This is a genomic window from Rhizobium rhododendri, from assembly GCF_007000325.2.
Classification (GTDB): domain Bacteria; phylum Pseudomonadota; class Alphaproteobacteria; order Rhizobiales; family Rhizobiaceae; genus Rhizobium; species Rhizobium rhododendri.
This window is the reverse complement of the sequence record NZ_CP117267.1, coordinates 3,406,507-3,431,697: the sequence shown is the minus strand read 5'-3', so window position 1 is coordinate 3,431,697 and position 25,191 is coordinate 3,406,507. Positions and strand designations below refer to the sequence as shown.

Here is a 25,191-nt window from a genome sequence, read left to right as displayed (position 1 = left end):
ACTGCTGTTTTGCCCGTCCACGTGGACAAAATTTAATTCCGCTACAAATTCCTTCTGCGCCCGCTGCACGATAAGGTCGTGACCGACGGCTCTTGTCTGGAATCGCGAAAGAAGGTGAATAAATGGCTCGGACTTCTCGGGTCTTGATATCGGTCGTAATCGTCGCCGCCATCGGCGTCGGAGCCTACGTCCTTCGCGACAGCTGGCTGGGACCGGCCGAGCGCATGCTTGGCGTGGGTCAAGCTGCAAACACCCAGCAGGCAAGCGGAACACGCGGTGGCGGGCGACGACGCGGGGCGGCGCAATCGACGGGCCCGACGGCAGTGCTGACAGCCGTGGCAAAGGCGACGGATGTGCCTGTCTACATCGACGGTGTCGGCTCGGTGAAACCGCTCAACACCGTCACTGTTCGGCCGCAGGTCAGCGGCGAGCTGGTAGAGATCCATTTCGAGGAAGGCCAGGACATCAAGAAGGGCGACGTGATCGCCCGTATCGACGATGCCGTCTACAAGGCCACGCTCGACCAGGCCGTTGGCAAGAAGGCCCAGGACCAGGCGCTGCTGCAAAGTGCCCAGAACGACTTCGAGCGCTACCAGCGGCTGCTTCAGTCGAACTCCGGTACGCAGCAGCAGGTCGATACGGCAAAATTTCAGGTTGCCCAGTACCAGGCGCAGGTGCAATCCGACCAGGCGGCCATCGAGAGCGCGCAGGCAACGCTCGACTATACGACCATCAAGGCACCGATCGACGGACGCACCGGTATCCGCAATGTCGACATCGGCAACATCGTCAGCTCGACCGATACGACCGGTATCGTGACGCTTTCCCAGATCCGGCCAATTTCCGTCGTCTTTTCCGTGCCGCAGCAGCAGCTGGCCAAGGTCAATGCCGCCAACGCAGCAGGCACTCTCAGCGTTCAGGCCCTTGCAGGCGGCGACCAGGCCGTTGTCGATACCGGCACGCTGGCAGTCGTCGACAACCAGGTCGACGTGACCACCGGCACGGTGAAGCTCAAAGCCAATTTCCCTAACGAAAAGCTGGCACTCTGGCCTGGTGCTTTCGTCAATGCACGCCTGCTGATCGAAACAATGAAAGGCGTGATCGTCGTGCCGACCGCAGCCGTCCAACGCGGTCCGAACGGAACCTTCGCCTATCTCCTCCAGCCCGACCAGACCGTGCTTATGAAACCGATCAGGGTCGGACAGCAGGACGATGTCCAGGCCGTGATCACCGACGGTATCGCCGCCGGCGACATCGTCGTGACGACAGGATTTGCAAGGCTGCAGACGGGCTCCAAGGTCGAGGTCTCCGATCCTTCGAAGCCGGCCGTCGATAAACCGGCGACAACAACCGGAGCCGATGGCAAGCCGCACCGGCATCACAACAGCGACGGCGGCGACAAGCCCGCAAACGATGGAGCGGCGCCGGCCAACCCGCCGGCAGCGACGCAATGAGCGTCTCCTCGCTCTTCATCAACCGCCCGATTGCGACATCCCTGCTGGCAGTAGCCGTACTGCTGGGAGGGTTGCTCGGCTACGCGCAGCTGCCGGTGGCGCCACTGCCGCAAGTCGATTTCCCGACGATCCGGGTGACGACGCAGCTTCCCGGCGCCGATCCGGATACAATGGCGTCGCTGGTGACGGCACCGCTCGAGCGACCGCTCGGCCAGATCCCCTCGCTTGCCTCGATGACCTCGTCCAGCGCCTTCGGCATAAGCCAGATCACCCTACAGTTCGACCTCGGCCGCGATATCGACGGTGCTGCGCAGGACGTGCAGGCTGCCATCAATGCCGCCGGGTCGACATTGCCGAAAACCCTTCCGTATCCGCCGACCTATTCCAAGGTGAACCCAGCGGACACGCCAATCATCACGCTGGCGCTACGTTCCTCCAGCTATTCGATCCGCGATCTCAGCGATTTCGCCGATACGATGATGGCCCAGAAGCTGAGCCAGGTCAGTGGCGTCGGCAATGTCACGATCCAGGGCGGCGTCAAGCCGGCGATCCGTATCCAGGCAAACCTGCCTCGCCTCGCCTCGTACGGGCTTGCGCTCGAGGACATCCGCAGCGCTATCGTCGCTGCCAGCGTTGCCGGTGCGAAGGGTGCGCTCGACGGCACGCACCAGTCCTTCACGCTTGCCGCGAACGACCAGATCGTCGATCCCGAGGCCTACAAATCGGTGATCGTCGCCTACCGCAACAACGCGCCCATCCTGCTGAAGGATATTGCCGATGTGGTGCAGGGCCTTGAGAACACGCGCGTCGGTGCCTGGTACCAGGGCAAGCCGGCGGTCATCATCGATGTCATGCGCCAACCCGGCGCAAACGTCATCAAGACAGTCGGCGATGTCCTCAAACAGCTACCGCAGTTGAAGGAAGCACTGCCGGCCGGCATTGCCCTCGATATCGTCAATGACCGAACGGAAACCATCCGCGCTTCGATCCACGATGTACAATGGACGCTGGCGCTCAGCGTCGGGCTGGTCATTCTCGTCGTGTTCGTTTTCCTGCGGACGATCACCGCCACCATCATCGCTGCTGTGGCGCTGCCGCTCTCGCTGATCGCCACTTTCGGCGTCATGTGGTTTGCCGGATTCAGTCTCGATAACCTGTCGCTGATGGCACTCACGATCGGCACCGGCTTCGTTGTCGACGACGCCATCGTCATGATCGAAAACATCGCCCGCCACATCGAGGAAGGTGACGACCCGATGCACGCGGCGCTGAAGGGCGCAGGCGAAATCAGCTTTACGATCATCTCTCTGACCTTCTCGCTGGTCGCGGTTTTCATTCCACTGCTGTTCATGACCGGGATCGTCGGGCGGATGTTTCGCGAGTTCGCGCTGACGCTGACAATTGCCGTCGTCGTGTCGGCAATCATCTCGCTGACGCTGACGCCGATGATGTGCGCCCGTATCCTGCGCAAGCCGGCAGAGGGTCGCCGCGGCATGCTCGCCGGCGCTGACCGGATGATGGACCGCCTGATTGGTGGCTATCGCCGGAGCCTCGTCTGGGCCATCGATCGCAGCCCGCTGATGCTGCTTCTGACCGTAATGACACTGGTTGCGACCATCGGCCTCTACATCTTCATTCCAAAGGGTTTCCTGCCGCCGCAGGATACTGGCCTCATTACCGCAGTCATTGAAACGGAGCCGACGACGTCCTTCGAATCCATGAAGCGGACGCAGGCGCTGGTGACGGAGCGGCTTCGTGGCGACAAGGACGTCACCGGCATCGTCTCGGTGGTCGGGGCCAGCGCCAACAACCTGACGCTCAACACCGGTACTCTCAGCCTTGTGCTCCGCCAGCGCAGCGATCGCACCTCGTCCTCGACAGAGATCATCGACCGGTTACGCAACGAGGTCGCCGGAATGCCGGGGGTTCATGTGACCTTCCAGAGCGTGCGGGACATCAGCATCAGCACCCGGTCGAGCCGTGCGCCGTACCAGTACACCTTGACTGGCACCGATACCGCTGTCGTCGTCGACTGGGCGCAGAAACTGGCGACCCAATTGCAGAAGGCGCCGACCCTGGTCGATGTCTCCTCCGAAGTTCAGACGGGCGGCGGACGCATCTTCGTCGATGTCGACCGGGAAACGGCGTCGCGCCTCGGTGTCTCGATGCAAGCGGTCAGCGACACGCTGAACGACGCCTTCGGACAGCGCCAGATTGCCACGATCTACGGGCAGTCGAACCAGTACCGCGTCATCGTCGAGGCGGCACCGCAGTTTCAGGCGGATCCGAAATCGCTCGACAAGCTCTATGTCGCCGGCACCGGCGATGTCCAGGTACCACTCAATGCCTTCTCGACCGCAACCTTCACCACTGCGCCGCTGGTCATCAGTCATGACGCGCAATTTCCTTCGGTGACGCTCAGCTTCGATTTGGCGCCAGGCGCGTCACTCAGCGATGCCGTCAGCGCGGTAACGGCAGCCGAAAGCGAAATCGGCATGCCGAACAGCATCCAGAGGGCTTATTCGGGGGATGCAGAGGAGTTTTCGTCATCGCTTGCCGGCGAGCCCTGGCTCATCCTGGCGGCGGTCGTGACCATCTACATCGTTCTTGGACTGCTCTATGAAAGTGCGATCCACCCGATCACCATCCTGTCCACCCTGCCGTCGGCCGGTGTCGGCGCGCTTCTGGCGCTGATGCTGTTCGGCCAGGACCTGTCGCTGATCGCATTGATCGGCATCGTGCTTTTGATGGGGATCGTCAAGAAGAACGCCATCATGATGATCGACTTCGCGTTGGAGGCAGAGCGCAGCGGCGGGCTGCCACCGCGCGAGGCGATCCTGCAAGCGTCGATCCTGCGTTTCCGGCCGATCATGATGACGACGCTGGCAGCTCTCTTCGGCGCGTTGCCACTGGCGCTGGCAACCGGCACGGGTTCGGAATTGCGCACCCCGCTCGGTATCAGTATCGTCGGCGGACTTGTGCTCAGCCAGTTGCTGACACTCTACACCACGCCAGTGATCTACCTCGCCTTCGAGCGGCTGCGCAGCCGCATCGTCGGCCGGCCGACGGGCACCCCGGCACCAGAGGCGAGCGGAGCGGGAGGCCGGGCATGAACATCTCCGAGCCGTTCATCAAGCGGCCTGTCGGCACGGTGCTCCTGTCGATCGGGCTGATGATCCTCGGCTTCGTCTCCTATTTCTTCCTGCCGGTCGCCAGTCTTCCGGCCGTCGATCTGCCCACCATCATCGTGTCGGCCAGCCGGCCGGGCGCCGATCCTGCCAGCATGGCGGCCAGCGTCGCGGCCCCCCTCGAACGGCATCTCGGCACGATTGCCGGCGTTACCGAACTGACGTCTGTGAGTTCGCTCGGCTCGACCAGCATTGCCATACAGTTCGATCTTTCCCGCAGCATCGATGGTGCCGGGCAGGATGTGCAGGCGGCACTCAACGCTGCTGCCATCGACCTCCCGGCTGACTTGCCGACACTGCCGTCGTTCCGCAAGGTCAATCCGGCCGCAGCACCTGTTCTCATCCTGGCAATGACCTCCGACAATCTGGCACCGAGTGCCGTTTACGATGCTGCCGACACGGTGGTGGTGCAGCAGATTTCACAGGTTGATGGCGTCGGTGAAGTGACCGCCAGCGGCGCCGACCAGCCAGCGGTGCGCGTCCGGCTTAACCCCGACCGGCTATCGGCCATCGGGCTTTCACTCGATGCAGTACGCACCGCCATCGTCAATGCCAATACGCTTGGACCCATCGGCTCTATCGACGGCAAGGATGCAGCCTTCGCCATCAGCATGAATGCACAGTTGAAGACGCCAGAGGCTTTCGGCCGCATCATCATCCGAAGCGGCGATGGCACGTCGGTTCGCCTGTCCGATATAGCCACCGTCGAGCCCGGCGTCCGCAACAGCCGCTCCGACGCCTGGTATAACGGCAAGCCTTCGGTGCTGCTCAATATCACCAGGCAGGCGGACGCCAACGTCATTTCAACCGTCGACGCGGTAAAGGCGCTGATCCCCGAACTGCAGAAAACCATTCCCGCCGGGATCAACATCGCAATTCTTTCCGACCGGACAACCACCATCAACGCCAGCGTCGATGACATGCAGTGGACGCTGCTCGCAACCGTGTTCCTCGTCATGGCGGTGGTCTTCGTATTCCTGCAACGGACGACGCCGACCCTGGCCGCCGGGGTGACCGTGCCGTTGTCGCTGGCCGGCACCTTTGCGCTGATGTGGGCCTGTGGGCTGTCGATCGACAACCTGTCGCTGATGGCGCTGGTTGTTTCCGTCGGCTTCGTGGTCGACGACGCCATCGTCATGATCGAGAACATCTACGCAAACCTCGAAAAAGGGATGCGGCCGATGGAGGCGGCAAAAGAAGGCGCGCGACAGATCGGCTTCACCGTCATTTCGATCAGCCTGTCGCTGCTGGCAGCCTTCATACCGCTGTTCTTCCTCGGCGGGATCATCGGTCGGTTCTTCCAGGCATTTTCGCTGACGCTCGGTTTTGCGATCGTCGTCTCGACCGTCGTCTCCCTGACCGTAACGCCGATGATCTGTGGCCACTGGCTGCTGGCTCACGACAACGAAGCGCCGCCGAATTTCTTCGCCCGCACAGTCGAAAGGACGCTGGACGCCGTTGTCGGCTTCTACGGACGGACCTTGAAGGCTGTTCTGCACCACCGCGCGATGGCTATTGTCGTCATTTTCGGCTGCGTCGCCATCACGGCGTTTCTGTATGTTAAAGTGCCGAAGGGCTTTATTCCGCAGGACGATACCGGCTTCATTCAGGGCGGCACCGAAGCCTCTACGGATATCTCCTATCCCGCCATGGTGCTGTTGCAGCAGAAGGCGGCAGCGATTGCCAGCGCCGATCCAGCCGTTTCCGGGGTTGGATCATCGGTTGGTGGTGGTGGCTTTTCCAGCTCGATCAACAAGGGGCAATTGCTGATTTCGCTGAAGCCTGCTGCGGAACGCGTTTCGACCGACGAGGTCATAGCCCGGTTACGAACGCAGCTGGCCAAGGTGCCAGGGCTCAGTACCTTCCTTTTCTCCCCCAGTGACATTCGCGTCGGCGCGCGGTCGTCACAATCGCAGTACCAGTTTACTCTCTGGGATTCCAATTACGACGAACTCGTTGCCTGGGCGCCGAAGGTGCTGGCGGCGCTGCAGGCAGAACCGGCGCTTGCGGATGTCGCCACCGACCGCCAGCCGAACGGGCTTCAGGCGACCGTCAACATCGACCGCAGCGAGGCGGCACGGCTTGGTGTCAGCATCCAGTCGATAGACAGCGCTCTCAACAATGCTTTTGCCCAGCGACAGATCTCGACGATTTATACTCAGCGCAACCAGTATCGCGTCGTGCTTGAAGCCGATCCGACCTATGCCCTTGATCCGGAAGCGATCACCAATCTCTACGTACCGGCTGCGGATGGCACCCAGGTACCCCTCAGCAGCGTTGCCAAGGTGCAGCGCACACTGGCGCCACTAGTTGTCAACCACCAGGGGCAGTTTCCAGCCGTCACCCTTTCCTACAACCTTGCGCCCGGGGGCACGCTACAGGCCGCCAACGACAGCGTGATACGCGCCGTCGCCGATCTGCACCTTCCGGATTCGCTGCATGCAGACTTTGCGGGCGATGCTGCAAGCGCCGCGCAATCGTCCGGTGGCCAGCCGCTCCTGCTGTTGGCCGCGTTGGTCGCCGTCTATATCGTGCTGGGGGTTTTGTACGAGAGCCTGGCGCATCCGCTGACCATCATCTCGACGCTGCCATCGGCAGGGCTTGGAGCCTTGCTGGCGCTGGAAATCAGCGGAACGGAGCTTAGCATCATTGCCTTTATCGGCATTGTGCTGCTGATCGGCATCGTCAAGAAAAACGGCATCATGCTGGTGGATTTTGCCCTTGAAGCAGAGCGCACGCGCGGTCTGTCATCGGAAGAAGCGATATTCCAGGCCTGCCTGCAGCGGTTCAGGCCCATTCTGATGACGACGCTGGCTGCCATCATGGGTGCCGTGCCGTTGATCATCGCCACTGGGCCGGGCTCCGAACTTCGCCGCCCGCTCGGGATCACCATTGTCGGCGGCCTGGTGATCTCGCAGGTCCTGACGCTTTATACCACCCCGATCATCTACATCATGCTCGCCAAGCTGCACCGCCGCTGGTCTTTCCGGCGCCGGGCTAAGCCTGTCGATGTCAGGGATGGCGAGTCTTCCGAGGCCTAACCTATCGACCAGATGACCGACCAGGGCGAGAGGATACCATCGGCAAACTTGCCCTGGCTCCAGATGACCCGGCCTTGCAATGCCTCTCCGTGGTGCAGCTCGTCGGCACCGACGTTTGCGAGCAGCCGTAGCGAGGTGCCGTCGACGAGCGACCAGTTGACCGCCACCAGCTTGCCCTCGACGCTGTACCCGCCGCCGGCACTGACAATGCCCGGAAGGCGGGGAATGATTTCCTGACGCCTTACCTCAAGGAGGTCGCGGTAAAGGGCCAGCCGCGCGGCGCCCGCTTCTTTTTCCACATCCTGCCAGTCGAGTTTCGCAGACAGGAACGTTTCGCGCCGCGTCGGGTCCGGCACATCGGCAACGTCATCGTCGAAGCCGGGTAGCCGCGAGAGCTCCTCCCTTCGACCCTTCCGGACGATCTCGTTCAGTTCGTCGTTGAAGTCGCAGAAATACGGGAAGGGCTGCCTTGCGTCCCATTCCTCACCCATGAACAGCATCGGGATCTGCGGTGCCAAGAGGTAGATCGAGGCCATGGCTTCGATTGCCTCTGGCGACGCTGTCTCGTTGAGACGATCCCCGAAGGCACGATTGCCGATCTGATCATGGTTCTGGATGAAGGATATGAAGGCTGTCGGCGGCAGTGCTCCACTGGGCTGGCCTCGCGCCGCACCACGGTAGGGCATGTGCTCGCCTTGAAATACGAAGCCCTCGGCCAGTCCGCGTCCGATCTTGGCGGGATCGTCGGCGTAGTCTGCGTAGTAGCCAAAATCCTCGCCCGACGCCGCGACGTGCATCACGTGGTGCATGTCGTCATTCCACTGGGCGGTATAAAGCTCGGGCTTGCCATAGTTGTTGCGAAACAGCAGCGCGCTGTTGTTGTCCTCGTTCTCGACAATGAGGTGGATATGCCGTCCGGAAATTTCGCTGCGGATGCGTCGCGCCATTTCCTTCAGGAGATGCTCGCGGCTGTCGTCGACAATCGCGTGGACAGCATCGAAGCGAAGACCGTCGACGCGAAACTCCTGGAGCCAGTACAGAGCATTCTGGATGACGAATTCGCGGACGAACTGCGATCCCTCGCCATCGTAATTGATGCCCTGCCCCCAGGGCGATTTGTGTTTGTCGGTGAACAGCGGCGCATAGGACGGGAGATAGTTTCCGTCCGGGCCGAAATGATTGTAGATCACGTCGAGAAAAACGCAGATGCCCCGCTCGTGAGCGGCGTCGATCAGCGCCTTGAGATCCTCCGGGCGTCCATAGCTGCCATGCGGCGCATAGGGAAGGACGCCGTCATAGCCCCAGCCCCGCTCGCCCGGAAAATCATTGACCGGCATGAGTTGAAGCGCGGTTATCCCGAGTGACTGCAGGTGGTCCAGCCGGTCGATGACCGCTCGAAATGTGCCTTCCTGCGTGAATGTGCCGACATGAAGTTCGTAGACAACAGCCTCTTCCCATGCCAACCCGGTCCACCCCGTTGACCTCCACACATAAGATTTGGGGTCGACCACCTCACTCGGGCCATGCGGGCCGTCAGGCTGAAACCGGGACGCGGGGTCAGGAACTTCCAGGCCATCCTCGAGAACGAACTTGTAAGCGGTGCCGTCCCCGGCGCCATCTATGTTGACGCTGAACCAGCCATCGACACCGGCAGCCATGGGGACCGGCGCCACATCGCCTATTCGCAGGGATACAGCCTGTTGGCGGGGCGCCCATAGACGGAAAAGCATGCCGCTGGCGGTAAAGACGGGGCCGAAATGGGCGAGGCTCACAGGCGTACTTTCTCTCAAGACATACAAACGCATCAGGAAGGTGTGGTCGCCTAACTGGCTGAGAACGAAATTTGTTCCGAGATCCAAGGCCAAGCCGCCCGCTCGCCGGGGGTGCCGGCAGCGCCTGCGCAAGAAGGAGGACAGGCACGAATGTTGATCCACCCAGGCGCAATGGAAAGAAGCGAACGAAAACAATGCCGCATAAACGGGAACCGATTAGCCGCTCAAACGGTTTGACGGGCATAACCTTACAAGGAGTACATCATGGTTCGTGGCAATATGGTTCGTGGCCGGTTCAAGGTCTTTGTTGCAGTGATTTTTGCCGTGGCCTGCATCGTCGCAGCTGGCTACGTATTTCTGGGTCATCCCGGAGACCCCAAGACAGACGTAAAACCGCTCGATACGTCTTCGATCTCTTTGCCTGAAAAGGCAGTTGCCTAGCGAAAATTGATCGTCCCAAAACGAAAAAGCCTGCCGCGGGAGGAGGTGCGGCAGGCTTTCGAAAAGAACCGATCGACAACTGGGAGGAGGAGTGTTGCCGATCCTACGGAAAACCCTGGGAGGAGGAGTAGGCTTTCCGTACCATCGAAGCTCTGCGGGAGGAGGTGCATTGCTTCGATGAAAACGACTACACCGATATTTTGCTCAAAACCTAGGCAGAAATTCGCAGGGCAGCTATGCGCTATGCGCTTAGCGGTTGGCTCTCGTTGAGCTAACTCGCGTCATCCCCTTATGTGAACAATAAACGCTCTCCCGCGTCCGATTGCGTTGCCAAGCGAGGCGGGATCACTATCGTAGTGCTCTCGGAGATGTCGAATACTGGAGAGCAAGAATGGCGGGCAGGCTCAAGGACAAGGTTGCGATCATTTCAGGAGGCGCGACCGGCATGGGCGGAGCGTCCTCCCGGCTTTTTGCTGCAGAGGGCGCCAAGGTGGCGATCATCGACCGCAATGGCGATGCCGCAGCGGAAACGGTCGCGGATATCCGGCGACAGGGAGGCATCGCGGATCACTGGACCGCTGACGTCTCGCAGGAGGCAGAGGTTAACGCTGCCGTCGCGTCCGTGGAAAAAGCCTTCGGGCCGACGACGGTCCTTTTCAACCATGCCGGCACCATCGTCATCAAACCGTTTCTGGAAACGACGCTCGAGGACTGGGAATGGCTGCACGCCGTCAACGTCCGCTCGATGTTTCTGATGACGAAAGCCGTGATGCCGCAGATGCTCGCAGCCGGCGGCGGCTCCATCGTCTGCACCTCCTCGATTTCTGCCGTGGCAGCGACGCCTATGGAGGTGCTTTACGATACGACGAAGGGGGCTGTACACATGTTTGCACGAGCGATCGCCGTGGAGTTTCGCGACCGAAATATCCGCTGTAATGCTGTTTGCCCCGGTTTCATCCGCACGCCCCATGGCTTGAAGGAAGTTGCCGAATTGCAGGCCCTCGGCGTCGATGTCTCGGATGCGGCAATCGCTGCCCAGCAAGGCCGCATCGGCGAGCCCGAGGATGTCGCTCGGGCAGCGCTGTACCTTGCGAGCGACGACTCCAACTTTGTCAACGGCGCCCATCTCTTCGTCGACAACGGCTTTACAGCCATGTAGCTTCAGACGAGGACCGGCTGCTCGACCCTCTCCTCAGTTCCGAAGAATTTCAGGTATCTCTCGACTTCGGCCGGTTCGCCGGTCGCCTTTTGCGGATTGTCGGAGAGTTTGACGGCGGGGCGGCCATTGGCCTCGATCACCTTGCAGACGACAGAAATGGGCGCAAGGCCGCGGATCTCTGTCGGGGCGCAGCCGGCGAAGTCGTTTGTGAGGTTGGTGCCCCAGCCAAAGCCCATGCGTGCCCGTCCATCGAAATGGCGATAGGTGTCGATGATCGCATCGACATCCATGCCGTCTGAAAAGATCAGCAGCTTCTGGCGCGGATCGCGGCCCATCTTTTCCCACCAGGCAATGATCTTCTCGCCGCCTTCGATGGGAGGGGCGCTATCCGGACGGAAGCCGGTCCAGTCCGCCACCCATTCAGGGGCATCGCGAAGGAACGCGGCCGTGCCGAAGGCATCGGGAAGGACAATAAGAAGATTTCCGCCGTAGAGCCGGTTCCAGTCGCGCAGCACCTTGTAGGGCGCATTCGCCAGCTCCTGGTCGGTTTGCGCAAGTGCTGCCGCCACCATCGGCAATTCGTGGGCGTTCGTGCCAACGGCTTCCAGGTCCGAGTCCATAGCCAGAAGCACGTTGCTGGTGCCGGTGAAGGCCTGCCCCACACCTTCCTTCAACGCCTCGACACACCAACGCTGCCACAGGAAGCTGTGACGCCGCCGCGTCCCGAAGTCGGAAATCCGCAGGTTTGGCAACTCGCGCAGGCGCTCGACCTTGCCCCACATCTTGGCCTTGGCGCGCGCGTAGAGAACATCGAGCGTGAAGGGCCCGAGCGCCTTCATGGCTGCACGCGAGCGCAGTTCGTTGATGATAGCGAGTGCGGGGATTTCCCACATCGTCGTCTCTTTCCACGAACCGTGGAAATTCAGGACATATTGGCCGTCCTTTTTCGTCAGCTCGTACTCAGGAAGCTGAAAGTGCGATAGCCAGGTCAGAAATTCGGGCTCGAAGATCTGCGCGCGACCGTAGAACGAGTTACCGGCGAGCCAGATCATCTCTTTCTTGGAGAGGCGCAGGGTGCGCGCATGATCGAGCTGCTCACGCAGATCGTTCTCATCGATCTCGTCGGCGAGGCGCACTGTGCGGGTACGGTTGATGAGCGAAAACGTGGCGTCGACATCCGGATAAAGCTTCCAGATCATCTGCAGCATCAGCAACTTGTAGAAGTCCGTATCGATCAGGCTGCGGATGATCGGATCGAGTTTCCAGGCGTGATTGTAGACGCGGTTGGCGATATCCGTCTTGGTCATGCTGCTCGTCCCGTATCACTGCATGCTGCTTTGCACGTCCCCGCTGCAGGCCTAAAGCAAAGCAGGTGGGGGTCGCGGCTATTCTTATCAAAAAATGCTGCGGAAGAGTCCAGTCGCAGAACAAAGATTGATGCAAATTCGTGCCCTGCCGCTTTTTTCGCGTGCAGGGTTGCTGAAGTTTTGACCAACCGACCGTGCCAAGCTCCTGTTCGTAGCGCGGCTATGGTGCCGGTTTAGCCGGGGCGGTGGGTGACTGGGTCTCCGTTGTCGTTGTAGGAGATGCCTGTTCGGCCTTGTGGCTGCCCCAGATCTCGACGGGGATCCAGACGATGAAAGAGAGGACGAGAGCTGCCACGAGAACTGTCAGAACTCGGCGCCCGACGCGACCCTGCCGCGCCTTTGTGGCGGGAAGCCCGCCTTCGGGTACGCTTGAGCTTTCCGGCTCCTGCCAGCGGTTCTTTGGATCGATGGTTGCCATTCTCTCCTCCTTTGGTTGACGAAGCGCTGCCGCCCTGCGCTGCCGTTAACAACTCAGAACGGACGTTCCTGCCGAAGGTTCCACCCGTGCAAGGATCGGCCGGCCCTAGTGCTGCAAAGCTGGCGTCGGCACAGCCTCGATATCGAATGCAGCGGCGAGCAGCGCACGTGTATATTCGTGCTGCGGATTGCGGAATACATCTGCCGATGCGCCCTGCTCCACCACCTTGCCGAAGCGCATGACGATGAGATCGTTGGCCAGCGCCTTGACCACCTTCAGATCGTGGCTGATGAACAGGTAAGCCAAGTCGTGCTTGCGCTGGAGATCGCGCAGGAGATCGACCACCTGGGCCTGGACGCTCATATCGAGTGCCGATGTCGGTTCGTCCAGCATGACGAAGCGGGGCTTCAGCACCATGGCCCGGGCGATGGCGATGCGTTGCCGCTGGCCGCCGGAAAACTCGTGCGGGAAACGCCAGCGGGTTAGCGGGTCGAGACCGACCTCCTCCAACGCCCAGCAGACGCGCTGATCCCGTTCATCTGAGCTGAGGCCGCGCTCATGCACCTTCAATCCCTCGGCGATGATGTCGCCGACCGACATGCGCGGACTGAGCGAGCCATAGGGATCCTGGAAGACGACCTGCAACTGGTTGCGCAGCGGTCGCATCTCCGTGAAGGAATAGGCCTCGATATCACGACCGACGAAGCTGATACGACCCTTCGAGGAAATCAGCCGCGCCAGTGCGAGGCCGAGCGTCGTCTTGCCGGAACCGGACTCGCCGACGACGCCAAGCGTCTGGCCGGCGCGCAATGTCAGGTCGATGCCATCCACCGCCTTGACGTGATCGACGACCTTGCGCATCAGCCCTGACTTGATCGGAAACCAGACCCGGATATCCGACCCCTGCATGACCACCGGCTTGCTGGCATCCGCCAAAGGCGGCTCGCCGCGCGGCTCGGCTGCCAGAAGATGGCGCGTATAGTCATGCTGCGGGCGGCTGAAGACATCTTCGACACTCCCGGTTTCGACGATCTGCCCGTTGGTCATGACGCAGACCCGGTCGGCAAACTTTCGGACAATGCCCAGGTCATGGGTGATGAACAGCATCGACATGCCGTGCTGCCCCTTGAGATCGCGCAGCAGCTTTAGGATCTGGGCCTGGACGGTGACGTCGAGCGCCGTCGTCGGCTCGTCGGCGATCAGCAGTTCCGGCCGATTGGCGAGCGCCATGGCGATCATCACGCGCTGGCGCTGACCACCGGATAACTCATGAGGGTAGGCTTTCAGCCGCTTTTCGGCATCGCGAATGCCGACCTGATCGAGCAATTCGAGAATGCGGACGCGGGCGGCCTGCCCCGTCAGGCCCTGGTGAAGTGCCAGAACCTCGCCGATCTGCTTCTCGATCGAATGCAGCGGATTGAGCGACGTCATCGGCTCCTGGAAGATCATGGTGATATCGTTGCCACGCACAGAGCGCAGCTGGTTGTCCGATGCTTTCAGAAGATCCATGCCCTTGAACAGGATTTCTCCGGAAGGATGGCTGGCCGAAGGGTAAGGCAGCAATCGCAATATCGAATTGGCCGAGACCGACTTGCCGGAGCCCGATTCCCCGACCAGCGCCACCACCTCGCCCTTCCGGATATCAAAGGATATGCCATCGACAGCCGTCGTGGTTCGTCCGCCCTGATGGAAAGCGACGGAGAGATTGCGGACGGACAGGAGCGGTTCGGTCATGAGGCCAGGCTTTGCAGGAGGGATGTCAAGGTGGGTTCGTCCGGGCGGAGAATGTCGAGCAGCGGTGGAGCTTGGCCCAGTACGTTTTCGCTGCCAGGAAGTGCGTACTGACCCTTGATACCATGATCATTGGTGAGGATATGCGAACAGTTTGCTTCCATGGCCGTCGCAACATGGATCGCGTCCGGCAACTTCAGATAAGTGTTATGGGCGCGAAGAGAAGCAGCGGAGGTAAGAACGGTCCTTCGAACGGGGATTACCTCCATCCAAGGACTTGGTCTGATGAGTGCTTCATAGCGCAAGACTGCTTGAGGGTCGTTGTCTCTCATAGGCCGAACAAGAAGTTCGGACAATGTGAGCTCGCTGGTAGCAAAGCGCGCACCCGGCTGGCTATCGATATTGCCAAAAATCTCTGACAGCTTTTCACTGATTTCATCTTCAGCTTCGAAAGCTATGACGAAAATATTGGTATCCAGATAGATCGTCCCGAACGCCATCAATCATCCCACTCGTCGCGCAATGCGCGGATACGCGCGACGGCCTCTTCGGTCGTCACGGATGGCCCACCGAGCGCTTTATAACTTCTGATGGCTTCGACAACGTCTTTACCGGTCATCGGCTTTGTTTCGATGTGCAGAGCGGGAACGCGATCTTCAACCTCTATGACCACGCGGACAGTCCCTACCGGATTGAAGCCCTCTCGCAGATCTTCCGGCAGTTTCGATACAGGATAATGGTCACGCACGAGCTTGTTCATGGTTCAACCTTTCCATGCAGTGGACACAAGATCCTAACCCGATCGGAGCGTGATGACGAGCCCAAGCCTTCACCTGAACGTCTTCCTCGGATCGAAGGCATCGCGCACGGCTTCGCCGACGAAGATCAGCAACGACAGCATGATCGACATCGTGAAGAAAGCCGTCAGGCCGAGCCACGGGGCCTGGAGGTTGGATTTGCCCTGCGCGATCATTTCGCCGAGCGATGGCGAACCGGGCGGCATGCCGAAGCCGAGGAAGTCGAGTGACGTGAGCGTCGTGATCGAGCCGGAGAGAATGAAGGGCAGGAAGGTCAGCGTCGCCACCATCGCGTTCGGTAACAGGTGGCGGACCATGATCGTGCGGTTGTTGACGCCGAGCGCGCGGGCGGCTCGGACATATTCGAAATTGCGGGCGCGCAGGAATTCAGCCCTGACGATGCCGACGAAGCCGACCCAGGAAAACAGCAGCATGATGCCAAGCAGCACGAAGAAGCCGGGCGGCAGGATGGCGGCAATGATCAGCAGGATGTAGAGCACCGGCATCGACGACCAGATCTCGATGAAACGCTGCAGCAGCAGATCGGTCCAGCCGCCGAAATAGCCCTGGACGGCGCCGGCCGTGACCCCAACAATTGCCGAGCAGATGGTCAATGCGAGGCCGAACAGCATGGAAACACGGAAGCCGTAGATCATCCGCGCCATGACGTCGCGGGCCTGGTCGTCGGTGCCGAGCCAGTTCATGTTGCCAAGCCGGCAATCGGGATCGGCAGCCTTCTGCGGATAGGCGGCGCAGCGCTCATCTTTGCTCATCAGCCAGAAAGGCGGCGTCGGCGCCGAGCGCGGTATGTTGGAATTGACCGTCTGATAGGAATAGCGAATGGGCGGCCAGAGCATCCAGCCGTGTGCCTCGATTTCGTCTGTGATGAAGGAGGAGCGATAGTCGGTCTGGGCCAGGAATCCGCCGAACTTGTCCTCCGGATAGTTGACGAAGATCGGAAACAAGATCTCGCCTTTGTAGGAAGCGACGATCGGGCGATCGTTCGCAAGGAATTCAGCGCCCATGCTGAGAACGAACAACAGCAGGAACAGCCAGAACGACCAGTAGCCGCGCCGGTTTGCCTTGAAATTTTCCCAGCGGCGCAGGTTCGGCGGCGACAACAGGCCCTTGCGCGGCGGCTTGACGGGAATGGCTGCGGCAGTGGAGATCGGTGTATCCATCTCAGACATCCCTTCGATCGAAATCGATGCGAGGATCGATCCAGGTGTAGAGAAGATCGGAAATAAGTCCGACAAACAGGCCCATCAGCGAAAAGATATAGAGCGTCGCAAAGACGATCGGATAATCGCGATTGACCACCGAGAGGTAGCCGAGACGGCCGAGACCATCGAGCGAAAAGATATTCTCGATCAGCAGCGAGCCGGTGAAAAAGGCGGAGATGAAGGCGCCCGGGAAGCCAGCAATGACGATCAGCATGGCGTTGCGGAACACGTGGCCGTAGAGCACGCGGTGTTCTGTGAGACCCTTTGCACGCGCCGTCGTCACATATTGCTTCTTGATTTCCTCGATGAAGGAATTCTTGGTGAGCAGCGTCGTCGTGGCGAAGGCTGCCAGCGACAGCGAAACCAGCGGCAGCAGCAGGTGCCAGAAATAGTCGAGCGGCTTCTGCCACCAGGGGAGATCGGCGAAATTGTCGGAGACGAGGCCGCGCAGCGGAAACCAGTCAAAGAACGAGCCGCCGGCAAAAACGACGATCAAAAGGATGCCGAACAGGAAGCTCGGGACTGCATAACCGACGATGATGATGCCAGAGGTCCAGACGTCGAAACTGGAGCCGTCTTTCACCGCCTTGCGGATGCCGAGCGGGATAGAGATCGTGTAGGAAAACAACATGATCCAGAGGCCCAGAGAAATCGACACCGGCATCTTGTCGATGATGAGGTCGATCACCGATGTGTTGCGGAAGAAACTTTCGCCGAAATCGAAGCGGATGTAGTTCCACATCATGTCGAGGAAGCGGGTAAGCGGTGGCTTGTCGAAACCGAACTGTTTCTCCAATTTGGCGATCAGTTCCGGATCAAGCCCCTGCGCTCCGCGATAGCGGGAATTGCCGTCATCGAAGGATTGCTGCGCCATTTGGTCGCCACCGCCCGAGAGGCGGTCGGAGGCGCTGTCGCTTTGTCCGGTGAGTTGAGCCACGACCTGCTCGACGGGTCCGCCGGGGGCAAATTGCACGACGGTAAAGGAGATCGCCATGATGCCGATGACGGTCGGGATCATCAGCAGAAGCCGGCGCAGAATATAGGCGCCCATCAGCCCACAACCCCGGTTCTGCCGGCGTTTTTCTGACTGTCCTGCGCTGCTATCTCTATCAAGGCATCGTCCCTTCGCGACCGGCGCTCTGCCGGTCGAAACCCGTCATCGCCAAGCATAAATCCTGCTGATTCGGTCAGGGCCATTTGGACCCCAGCCGCTCCGCCAATGCAAGAGCCGCTCATTTTGCGGCCGACTTCGACCACCAGACGTCCGGAAAGCCTAGGGAATATTCCGGATAGCTGGCCGGACGCGCGAGTCTATTGGAATAGGCGATTTGAACGGTCGAGGAATAAAACAACGGAATGACATAATGATGCGCCAACAATACGCGATCAAGGGCTCGGGCCGTTGCGTTTTTTTCCTCGCGGTTCTGAGCTTGGACAACCTTTGCAATCAGCGCATCCACTCCAGGATCGGTAATGCCTGCGTAGTTTTGCGTTCCCTGCAAATTGGCTGCTTTAGAACCCCAAAAGCTGTTTTGTTCGTTGCCAGGATTTACGCTCTGAGACCAGATCCCGTAAATCATATCATAATCGAAGCTACGAATACGGCTTGTATATTGCGCAGTATCGACAGTCCGGAGTCGCGCTTCAATGCCGATTTTTTTAAGATTATTGGCGAATGGCAGAACAGTACGCTCGTAAGACTGGTTCTGGAGCAAAATTTCAAAACTCAAAGGCTTGCCGGTGGCGACATTGACCATGTTATTGCCCCTGAGCTCCCACCCCGCTTCCTTGAGGAGTGCGATAGCCTTGCGAAAATTATCACGCATTTTCTGCGGGTCGCCGCCAACAGGATTGGTATAGGGCGTGGTGAAGACCTCCGGCGGAACCTTGTCTTTTACTTCGTTCAAGATTTCCAGTTCTCGCCCCTGCGGCAGGGCGGATGAAGCAAGTTCGGTGCCCCAAAAATAACTGTCGATACGCTGGAAAGCGTTATAGGCGAGATTGCGGTTCAGATCCTCAAAATCGAAGGCGTAGTTTAACGCCTCGCGGACCTTCTCATCTTTGAATTGGTCACGCCGTAGATTTGGAACGAATGCCTGCATGATGCCTCGGCTGCGCAGCGGGTTTGCAACCTGTTCTCGCAATATGCGTCCATCCTTTATCGCCTGAAAGTCATAGGCGGTGGCCCATTTGCTGGCCGACTGTTCCTGGCGGAAATCGGTATTTCCTGCCCGAAATGCCTCGAACTTGACCTGGCTATCGCCGTAATAAGTGTAGGCAATCGCTCCGAAATTGTTTTCGCCGACGTTGACCGGGAGATTCTTACCCCAATAATCGTCGCGCAGCTCGTAGCGGATCGTTGAACCCGGTGAGAAAGCAGCGATCTTGTAAGGCCCGGAGCCCATCACTGGCTCAAGCGTCGTGCGTGAAATGTCACGGGGCTTGCCGTCCGACCCATTGGCCTCCCACCAAAGTTTCGGCACGATCAAAAACTGACCTAGTATCCACGGCAACTGGCGATTGCCCTTCTCGTCGAACGAAAATGTGACGTCGCGGTCGCCGGTCTTTTCCGCCTTGGTGACATGGGCATAGTAGCTCTTGGTCACTGGATCCAGCTCCTTCGTCTTGTCGAAGCTGTAGACGACGTCCTCCGGAGTCACGGGCGTCCCATCCGCCCATTTCGCTTCGCTGCGAAGCCTGAACGTGGCGCTGGAAATATCATCGGGGTAGGCTACGCCTTCGGCCAGCAGGCCATAGGCGGAGCCGGTCTCATCATCGGAGGACTTTAGAAGCGTATCGAAGACCAGCGAGAGGCCTTCGGCCGTCTCGCCCTTTTTCAGCACGGGGTTAAAGGTGTCGAAGGTGCCGTCTGCCGACAGCTTCAGATCGCCGCCTTTGGGCGCATCGGGATTGACGTAGTCGAAATGCTTGAAGCCCGGGGCGTATTTCAGGTCGCCGAGAATGGCGGTGCCGATCCGGAACTGGGCGTCTTCGGCGCGGGAGACAACCGGCAAGGCCAGCAGGGAAATCAATAGAAAAACCGAACCCGTCTTCGACAACGACAATGCCATTCACATACCCCAAGATTCGCGATGACCGCAGGATAGGCGAAATACAGGCGAAATATAGGTGCTGAGAGATTTCGTCGTGGTCGTACCATCCGCAAGTCCCGTTGGTGGTTGCTGTACGAACCTTTCGATATGGGAATGCCTCTGCGCAAAGATCGATTCACCAAGCGGGCTTTTCGCGCTAGGCTCAATCGCAAATCACATCGGCATCGGCCGACCCAACCCAAGGAACTGCATGACTTTTCGCCCGGCCCGGACACTTCGTACCTTCTGCAGCGCCGTCATGGTCGCAACGATCGCCATTGCCGCTACACTCGGCGGCGCTGCCGCAGAGCCAGCAGTTCCGACGCCCGGCAGTGCCAAGGCTCTCTTCGGCGCCGTCGCGCTGCCGACACTGGGCCCGCCGCAGTCGATTGGGTTTTATGCGAAGGGCTGCCTGGCCGGGGCAGTCGCCCTGCCGACGGATGGTCCGACCTGGCAGGTAATGCGGCCTTCGCGCAACCGACGCTGGGGGAGGCCCGAGACAATCTCCGTGATCGAACGTCTGTCCCAGGACGCAGCAAGGCTCGACGGATGGCCCGGGCTTCTGGTGGGCGATATCTCGCAGCCTCGCGGCGGACCGATGTTCAGCGGCCACGCCTCGCACCAGATCGGCCTGGACGCCGATATCTGGCTGATGCCGATGCCTAAGCGGACATTGACAGCAGCCGAGCGCGAAACCATGCCGTTCACCAGCATGCTGGCCAAGGACAAGTTCCTGACGGTCGATCCCGGCCTTTGGACGCAGGCCCGTGCACGACTATTGATGCGCGCCGCAAGCTACCCCGAGGTCGAGCGAATCTTCGTCAATCCGGCGATCAAGAAGAAAATGTGCGAGACCTGGGCCGGCGACCGAACCGCACTCGGCAAGCTGCGGCCGGAATACGGCCACGATGCGCATTTTCATATACGATTGCGCTGCCCCGCCGGGGAAATCGGCTGCACGGCGCAGGCCCCGGTGAAGGCGGGGGACGGTTGCGACAAGAGCCTTGCCTGGTGGTTCACGCCGGCACCGTGGGCAAAGCCTGTCCCGAAACCCAATGCAGTGCCGGTGAAGCCGCGTGAAATCATGGTGGCAGACCTGCCGGCCGCCTGCAAAGCGACGTTGGCAGCACCGCCGGTGTCCTCCGCACGCATGACCACCCCCAGCAGTTCAGCGCCCACTGGGGCCGAGCAGGACGCCTTACCGGCTGCACAATGACTACCGGGAAAATCTGCGGGCAACGTCTTTCGCCAAGACTTTCAATGAGCACTGGCATGGTATAGGAAAGCTGCAAATCGATTTAAGGCGTGGCGGGAGGCATGTCATGGCAGAAGTTAAACGCATCGCGCTGATTGCGCATGACGAGAAAAAAACGGCCATGGCAGACTTCGCCCGGCGGTTCGAATCGATGCTGGCAAAATGGCAGATCTTTGCCACCGGCACGACCGGAGCGCGCGTGCTGGCGGCCTGTCCTGACCTCAATGTCATCCGCCTGAAAAGCGGTCCGCTCGGCGGCGACCAGCAGATCGGCGCCATGATCGCAACCGCTGAGGTGGACGCGCTGATTTTCTTCGTCGACCCGTTGACGCCGATGCCGCATGATGTCGATGTGAAAGCGCTGATGCGCCTTGCCATCGTCTACGACATTCCGATGGCACTCAACGAAGCCACCGCCGAACGACTGATAGCCACCCTTTGACCAATCCGCCTGTCGGCGGCTGACCACGGATAGGGCCCATGCCTAAGCTCAACCATAGTGATATTCCCCTGCCCTTTCCCGTTCTGATGGGCGATATCGGCGGCACCAATGCTCGTTTCTCCATTCAGGTGGATGCTTACAGCGAGGCGAAGCCGTTTCCGATCATGCATGCCGCCGATTACGCAACGATCGACGATGCCATCCGTGAGGGCGTTTTATCGAAGAGCACCGTCGTTCCACGCTCGGCGATCCTTGCCGTTGCCGGCCCGATCAATGGCGACGAAATTCCGCTCACGAATTCCGACTGGATCGTTCGCCCTCGGACGATGATCACCGATCTCGGCATGGAAGACGTACTGATCATCAACGACTTCGAAGCCCAGGCGCTGGCCATTTCCAACCTCGCAGACGACGGCCGCGAGCCTATCGGCGCCGCCCGCGATGGGTTGATTGCGTCACGCGCCGTGCTTGGACCGGGCACCGGCCTCGGTGTCGCGGGCCTTATCCACGCCAAGAACTCCTGGATCCCAGCGCCTGGCGAAGGCGGCCATATCGATATCGGGCCCCGCAGCAAGCGCGACCTGCAGATCTGGCCGCATCTCGAGGCGATCGAAGGCCGCATTTCGGCCGAGCAGATCATCTGCGGTCGTGGCCTGCAGAACCTCTACAGGGCACTCTGCCATGTCGAGGGCGTCGAGCCGACGCTGAAGGAACCGGCCGATATCACCAACCACGGCCTTGCCGCCAGCGATCGGCTGGCTGTGGAGACGCTGACGTTGTTCGTCACCTACCTCGGCAGGCTGGCCGGCGACATCGCGCTGCTGTTCATGGCACGCGGTGGCGTCTATCTGTCGGGCGGCATTTCCCAGAAGATTATTCCGGCGCTGAAGAAGCCGGAATTCCGTGCTGCCTTCGAGGACAAGGCGCCGCATAGCGCCATGCTTCGCTCCATACCCACCTATGTCGTAACCCATCCGCTGGCTGCCCTCGAGGGCCTTTCCTCCTATGCCCGCATGCCCCAGAAGTTCGGTCTCTCGACGGAAGGACGCCGCTGGCGCCGCTGAGTGCGCTAGCCAAACCCAGCCGAACGCTTTATAGAACCGCCGAAAGCGCGGGCATCCGCCGCTCGCTTGGTTCAGACAGGAAGTCGATTTTTGAAATCGCCCGAGACCAAAAAAGTTGTTGTTAACAGCGAGACCGTGACCGGCGTTCTCAAGCGGGTAATCGCAGAAAACGGCCGGGATCATATCAAGGGCTACACGATCGCGATCATCTGCCTGATCCTGGTCGCTTTATCCACGGGCTTTATCGCCTTCATCATGAAGGTCATCATCGACCAGGCATTTGTCGATCGCAATGCCGGTATTGTCGGGCTTGTCTGCGTAGGCATCTTCGCAGCATTCCTGGTGCGCGGCTTCGCCGGTTATTTCCAGTCGGTCATTCTGAGCAAGATCGGCAATAACATCATCGCCCGATACCAGCGCCGGATCTATGCCCATCTGATGACGCTTTCGGTCGGCTATTTCAGCGAGGCGAGGTCGGCCAAGGTTGCGGCGCAGGTCAGCCAGAACGTTTCGGGCATCCGTGATGTCATGAACCTGACGATCACGTCGACGGCGCGCGACCTGCTGACATTCGTCGCCCTGCTCGCCAACATGGTCTACCAGGACCCGATCCTCAGCCTTGCCGTGTTTGTCATGGCACCGCCGCTTCTCTACGCTCTTCGTTACGTGTCCAAGCGGTTGCGGTCGGCAACGCGAGAGGCTGTCAATCTCAACAGCCACGTGCTCGGCGCCATGCAGGAGACGATCCAGGGGATTGCCATCGTCAAGGCATTCACCATGGAGGAGCAACTGGAACGCAAGATCCAGAAGCTCATCACCACGGCCGAACATCGTCAGAACCGCATTGCCCGGCTTTCGGAGCGCAACGGACCACTGACGGAGACCTTTGCCGGTGTGGCAGTCGGCAGCATCTTCGCCTATGCGGCCTATCGAGCGATCTACTATAACGTCCCTCCAGGCGCATTTTTCTCCTTCGTTGTATCCTTGCTCATGGCCTACGATCCGGCGCGCCGGTTGGCCAAGCTGCAGGTGCAGATGGAGCGTGCCGTAGTCAATGCGAGCATGATCTACGAACTGCTCGACATGGAGACCCGCCAGCGGGACCTGCCCGACGCCAAGGAACTGACGATCACCGAGGCGCGGATCGAGTTTCGCGATGTGACGTTCGGTTATGCGAATGGCGAGCCTGTACTCGACAAGGTCAATTTCGTGGCCGAGGGTGGCAAGACGACGGCGCTGGTCGGTCCTTCCGGGGCTGGCAAATCGACGGTCATCAATCTCATTCCGCGCTTCTACGACCCTGCTGCCGGGCAAATCTTCATCGATGGGCAGGATATCAGCCACATCACCAAGCAGTCGCTGCGCCAGCACCTCGCCTACGTCTCCCAACAGCCCTACCTTTTCGAGGGTACAATCCGCGACAACATCCGTTACGGCCGGCCGGAATCGACCGATGCCGAGGTCGAACAGGCGGCACGGCTTGCCTACGCGCACGATTTCATCATGGCGCAGCCTCAGGGCTACGATACGCCGGTCGGTGAAAACGGCGTGACATTGTCCGGCGGCCAGCGCCAGCGCGTTTCGATTGCCCGCGCGCTTGTGCGCAATGCTCCTATCCTCCTGCTCGACGAGGCTACCTCCGCACTCGATACCGAGTCCGAGGCGGCTGTCCAAAGGGCGCTGGATGAAGCGATGAGCGGGCGCACCGTGGTGGTGATCGCCCACCGGCTTTCGACTGTCGTGCGGGCCGCGAAAATCGTGGTCATGCAGCAGGGCCGCGTCGTCGAGGAAGGCAATCACGAGACACTGGCAAAATCGCCGGAGGGCCTTTACGCTCGCCTCAACAACCTTCAGGCGCCGGTGAAAGCACCGGTGCGGACACGGGCCCGCAAGACGCAGAGCAAATCGATCCTATGAGCGAACAGGCCATGAAACTGGTTGTGGTGGGGGCGTCAGGCCGAATGGGCCAGGCGCTGATCCGCATCATCCATGCCACCGAAGGCGCAACGCTGCACGCTGCCGTCGGGCGCGAGGGGTCTCAATTTCTCGGCAAGGACGCCGGCGAGATCGCCGGGCTCGGTCCGGTCGGCGTGTTGCTGACCGACGATCCGCTAACCGCCTTCCTGCACGCCGACGGCGTCATTGACTTCACACGGCCGGAAACGACGATCGTCTACGCTGGTCTCGCCGCGCAGGCGCGCATCGTCCATGTTATCGGCACCACCGGTTGTTCTCTGGACGACGAGGCAAAGATTTCAGCTGCTGCGCGTCACGCCCGGATCGTCAAGTCCGGCAATATGAGCCTCGGCGTCAATCTTCTCAGTGTTCTCGTCGAACAGGCGGCGCATGCCTTGCCGGCCGACGAGTGGGACATCGAAGTGCTCGAGATGCATCACAAGCACAAGGTCGACGCTCCCTCCGGCACGGCGCTACTGCTCGGCAAGGCGGCCGCCAACGGGCGAGGGATTGATCTTGCCGACAATTCCGTGCGGGTTCGCGACGGGCACACCGGAGCGCGGGCGAGTGGCAGCATCGGCTTTGCGACGCTGCGCGGCGGCTCGGTCATCGGCGACCACTCCGTCATCCTCGCCGGGGAAGGCGAAATGGTCACCCTGTCGCATTCCGCGGGGGATCGCTCCATCTTTGCGCGCGGCGCCGTCAAGGCGGCGCTGTGGGCGCGCGACCGGAAACCTGATCTCTATTCCATGCTCGACGTGCTCGGGCTGTCTTCACGCTGATACTGTTAC

The 25,191-nt window shown here is 60.3% G+C and carries 19 protein-coding genes; 10 read left to right on the top strand and 9 right to left on the bottom strand.

All coding sequences use genetic code 11. From position 1 onward, the window contains the following. Nucleotides 1-143 precede the first annotated feature (143 nt). The 3 genes from PR018_RS16575 to PR018_RS16565 are packed head-to-tail and all read left to right on the top strand — an operon-like array spanning nt 144 to nt 7,683. Nucleotides 144-1,454 (top strand): efflux RND transporter periplasmic adaptor subunit, encoded by a 1,311-nt coding sequence (locus tag PR018_RS16575; RefSeq protein WP_279621400.1) that lies wholly within the window; start codon nt 144-146, stop codon nt 1,452-1,454. Beyond that, nucleotides 1,451-4,567 (top strand): efflux RND transporter permease subunit, encoded by a 3,117-nt coding sequence (locus tag PR018_RS16570; RefSeq protein WP_142830117.1) that lies wholly within the window; start codon nt 1,451-1,453, stop codon nt 4,565-4,567. The genes PR018_RS16575 and PR018_RS16570 overlap by 4 nt, the downstream gene beginning before the upstream one ends. Next, nucleotides 4,564-7,683, top strand: a complete 3,120-nt coding sequence (locus tag PR018_RS16565; protein ID WP_142830116.1) for an efflux RND transporter permease subunit — start codon at nt 4,564-4,566, stop codon at nt 7,681-7,683. The genes PR018_RS16570 and PR018_RS16565 overlap by 4 nt, the downstream gene beginning before the upstream one ends. Here PR018_RS16565 and treZ read toward each other — a convergent pair. Further along, the gene (gene treZ / locus PR018_RS16560) at nt 7,680-9,488 is read right to left on the bottom strand and encodes a malto-oligosyltrehalose trehalohydrolase (RefSeq protein ID WP_142830254.1); all 1,809 of its coding nucleotides are present in this window, start codon (nt 9,486-9,488) and stop codon (nt 7,680-7,682) included. The genes PR018_RS16565 and treZ overlap by 4 nt on opposite strands. 231 nt (nt 9,489-9,719) lie before the next feature. Here treZ and PR018_RS16555 point away from each other — a divergent pair, with 231 nt between their 5' ends. After that, the gene (locus tag PR018_RS16555; RefSeq protein WP_153816483.1) at nt 9,720-9,896 is read left to right on the top strand and encodes a hypothetical protein; all 177 of its coding nucleotides are present in this window, start codon (nt 9,720-9,722) and stop codon (nt 9,894-9,896) included. A gap of 391 nt (nt 9,897-10,287) precedes the next feature. Then, a complete protein-coding gene (locus PR018_RS16550) occupies nt 10,288-11,055 on the top strand; it encodes an SDR family NAD(P)-dependent oxidoreductase (protein ID WP_142830114.1) in 768 nt (255 codons plus the stop codon). Nucleotides 11,056-11,057: 2 nt separating this feature from the next. On the opposite strand, the gene pncB is transcribed toward PR018_RS16550, so the two are convergent. The 8 genes from pncB to PR018_RS16510 all read right to left on the bottom strand — a co-directional run bounded on the left by pncB (nt 11,058) and on the right by PR018_RS16510 (nt 19,662). Next, a complete protein-coding gene (pncB, locus tag PR018_RS16545) occupies nt 11,058-12,362 on the bottom strand; it encodes a nicotinate phosphoribosyltransferase (protein ID WP_142830112.1) in 1,305 nt (434 codons plus the stop codon). Nucleotides 12,363-12,582: 220 nt separating this feature from the next. Then, complete coding sequence (locus PR018_RS16540; protein WP_142830110.1) at nt 12,583-12,840, bottom strand: hypothetical protein; 258 nt, start codon at nt 12,838-12,840, stop codon at nt 12,583-12,585. Between the two features lie 105 nt (nt 12,841-12,945). Continuing rightward, nucleotides 12,946-14,574 (bottom strand): ABC transporter ATP-binding protein, encoded by a 1,629-nt coding sequence (locus tag PR018_RS16535; protein WP_142830108.1) that lies wholly within the window; start codon nt 14,572-14,574, stop codon nt 12,946-12,948. After that, a complete protein-coding gene (locus PR018_RS16530) occupies nt 14,571-15,071 on the bottom strand; it encodes a type II toxin-antitoxin system VapC family toxin (protein ID WP_224128621.1) in 501 nt (166 codons plus the stop codon). The genes PR018_RS16535 and PR018_RS16530 overlap by 4 nt, the downstream gene beginning before the upstream one ends. Continuing rightward, the gene (locus PR018_RS16525) at nt 15,071-15,331 is read right to left on the bottom strand and encodes a hypothetical protein (protein ID WP_142830104.1); all 261 of its coding nucleotides are present in this window, start codon (nt 15,329-15,331) and stop codon (nt 15,071-15,073) included. Before PR018_RS16525 ends, PR018_RS16530 begins: the two co-directional genes overlap by 1 nt. Nucleotides 15,332-15,400: 69 nt before the next feature. Continuing rightward, nucleotides 15,401-16,549: an ABC transporter permease gene (locus PR018_RS16520; protein ID WP_142830102.1), complete on the bottom strand. Its 1,149-nt coding sequence runs from the start codon at nt 16,547-16,549 to the stop codon at nt 15,401-15,403. Nucleotide 16,550: 1 nt separating this feature from the next. Next, nucleotides 16,551-17,642: a microcin C ABC transporter permease YejB gene (locus PR018_RS16515; protein WP_111215967.1), complete on the bottom strand. Its 1,092-nt coding sequence runs from the start codon at nt 17,640-17,642 to the stop codon at nt 16,551-16,553. A 181-nt stretch (nt 17,643-17,823) separates the two neighbouring features. After that, nucleotides 17,824-19,662: an extracellular solute-binding protein gene (locus tag PR018_RS16510; RefSeq protein WP_142830100.1), complete on the bottom strand. Its 1,839-nt coding sequence runs from the start codon at nt 19,660-19,662 to the stop codon at nt 17,824-17,826. Nucleotides 19,663-19,942: 280 nt separating this feature from the next. Here PR018_RS16510 and mepA point away from each other — a divergent pair, with 280 nt between their 5' ends. From mepA to dapB, 5 genes are all read left to right on the top strand, one after another. Next, on the top strand, nt 19,943-20,899 hold the full coding sequence (gene mepA / locus PR018_RS16505; RefSeq protein ID WP_224128632.1) for a penicillin-insensitive murein endopeptidase: 957 nt from the start codon (nt 19,943-19,945) through the stop codon (nt 20,897-20,899). 106 nt (nt 20,900-21,005) lie between these two features. Continuing rightward, nucleotides 21,006-21,380: a methylglyoxal synthase gene (locus PR018_RS16500; RefSeq protein WP_142830096.1), complete on the top strand. Its 375-nt coding sequence runs from the start codon at nt 21,006-21,008 to the stop codon at nt 21,378-21,380. Nucleotides 21,381-21,418: 38 nt separating this feature from the next. Beyond that, nucleotides 21,419-22,444: a glucokinase gene (locus PR018_RS16495; RefSeq protein ID WP_142830094.1), complete on the top strand. Its 1,026-nt coding sequence runs from the start codon at nt 21,419-21,421 to the stop codon at nt 22,442-22,444. 90 nt (nt 22,445-22,534) lie between these two features. Beyond that, complete coding sequence (locus PR018_RS16490; protein ID WP_142830092.1) at nt 22,535-24,361, top strand: ABC transporter ATP-binding protein; 1,827 nt, start codon at nt 22,535-22,537, stop codon at nt 24,359-24,361. Further along, nucleotides 24,358-25,182 carry a 4-hydroxy-tetrahydrodipicolinate reductase gene (gene dapB, locus PR018_RS16485; RefSeq protein ID WP_142830090.1) on the top strand — a complete coding sequence of 275 codons (825 nt, stop codon included), beginning with the start codon at nt 24,358-24,360 and terminating at the stop codon, nt 25,180-25,182. Before PR018_RS16490 ends, dapB begins: the two co-directional genes overlap by 4 nt. Nucleotides 25,183-25,191 lie beyond the last annotated feature (9 nt).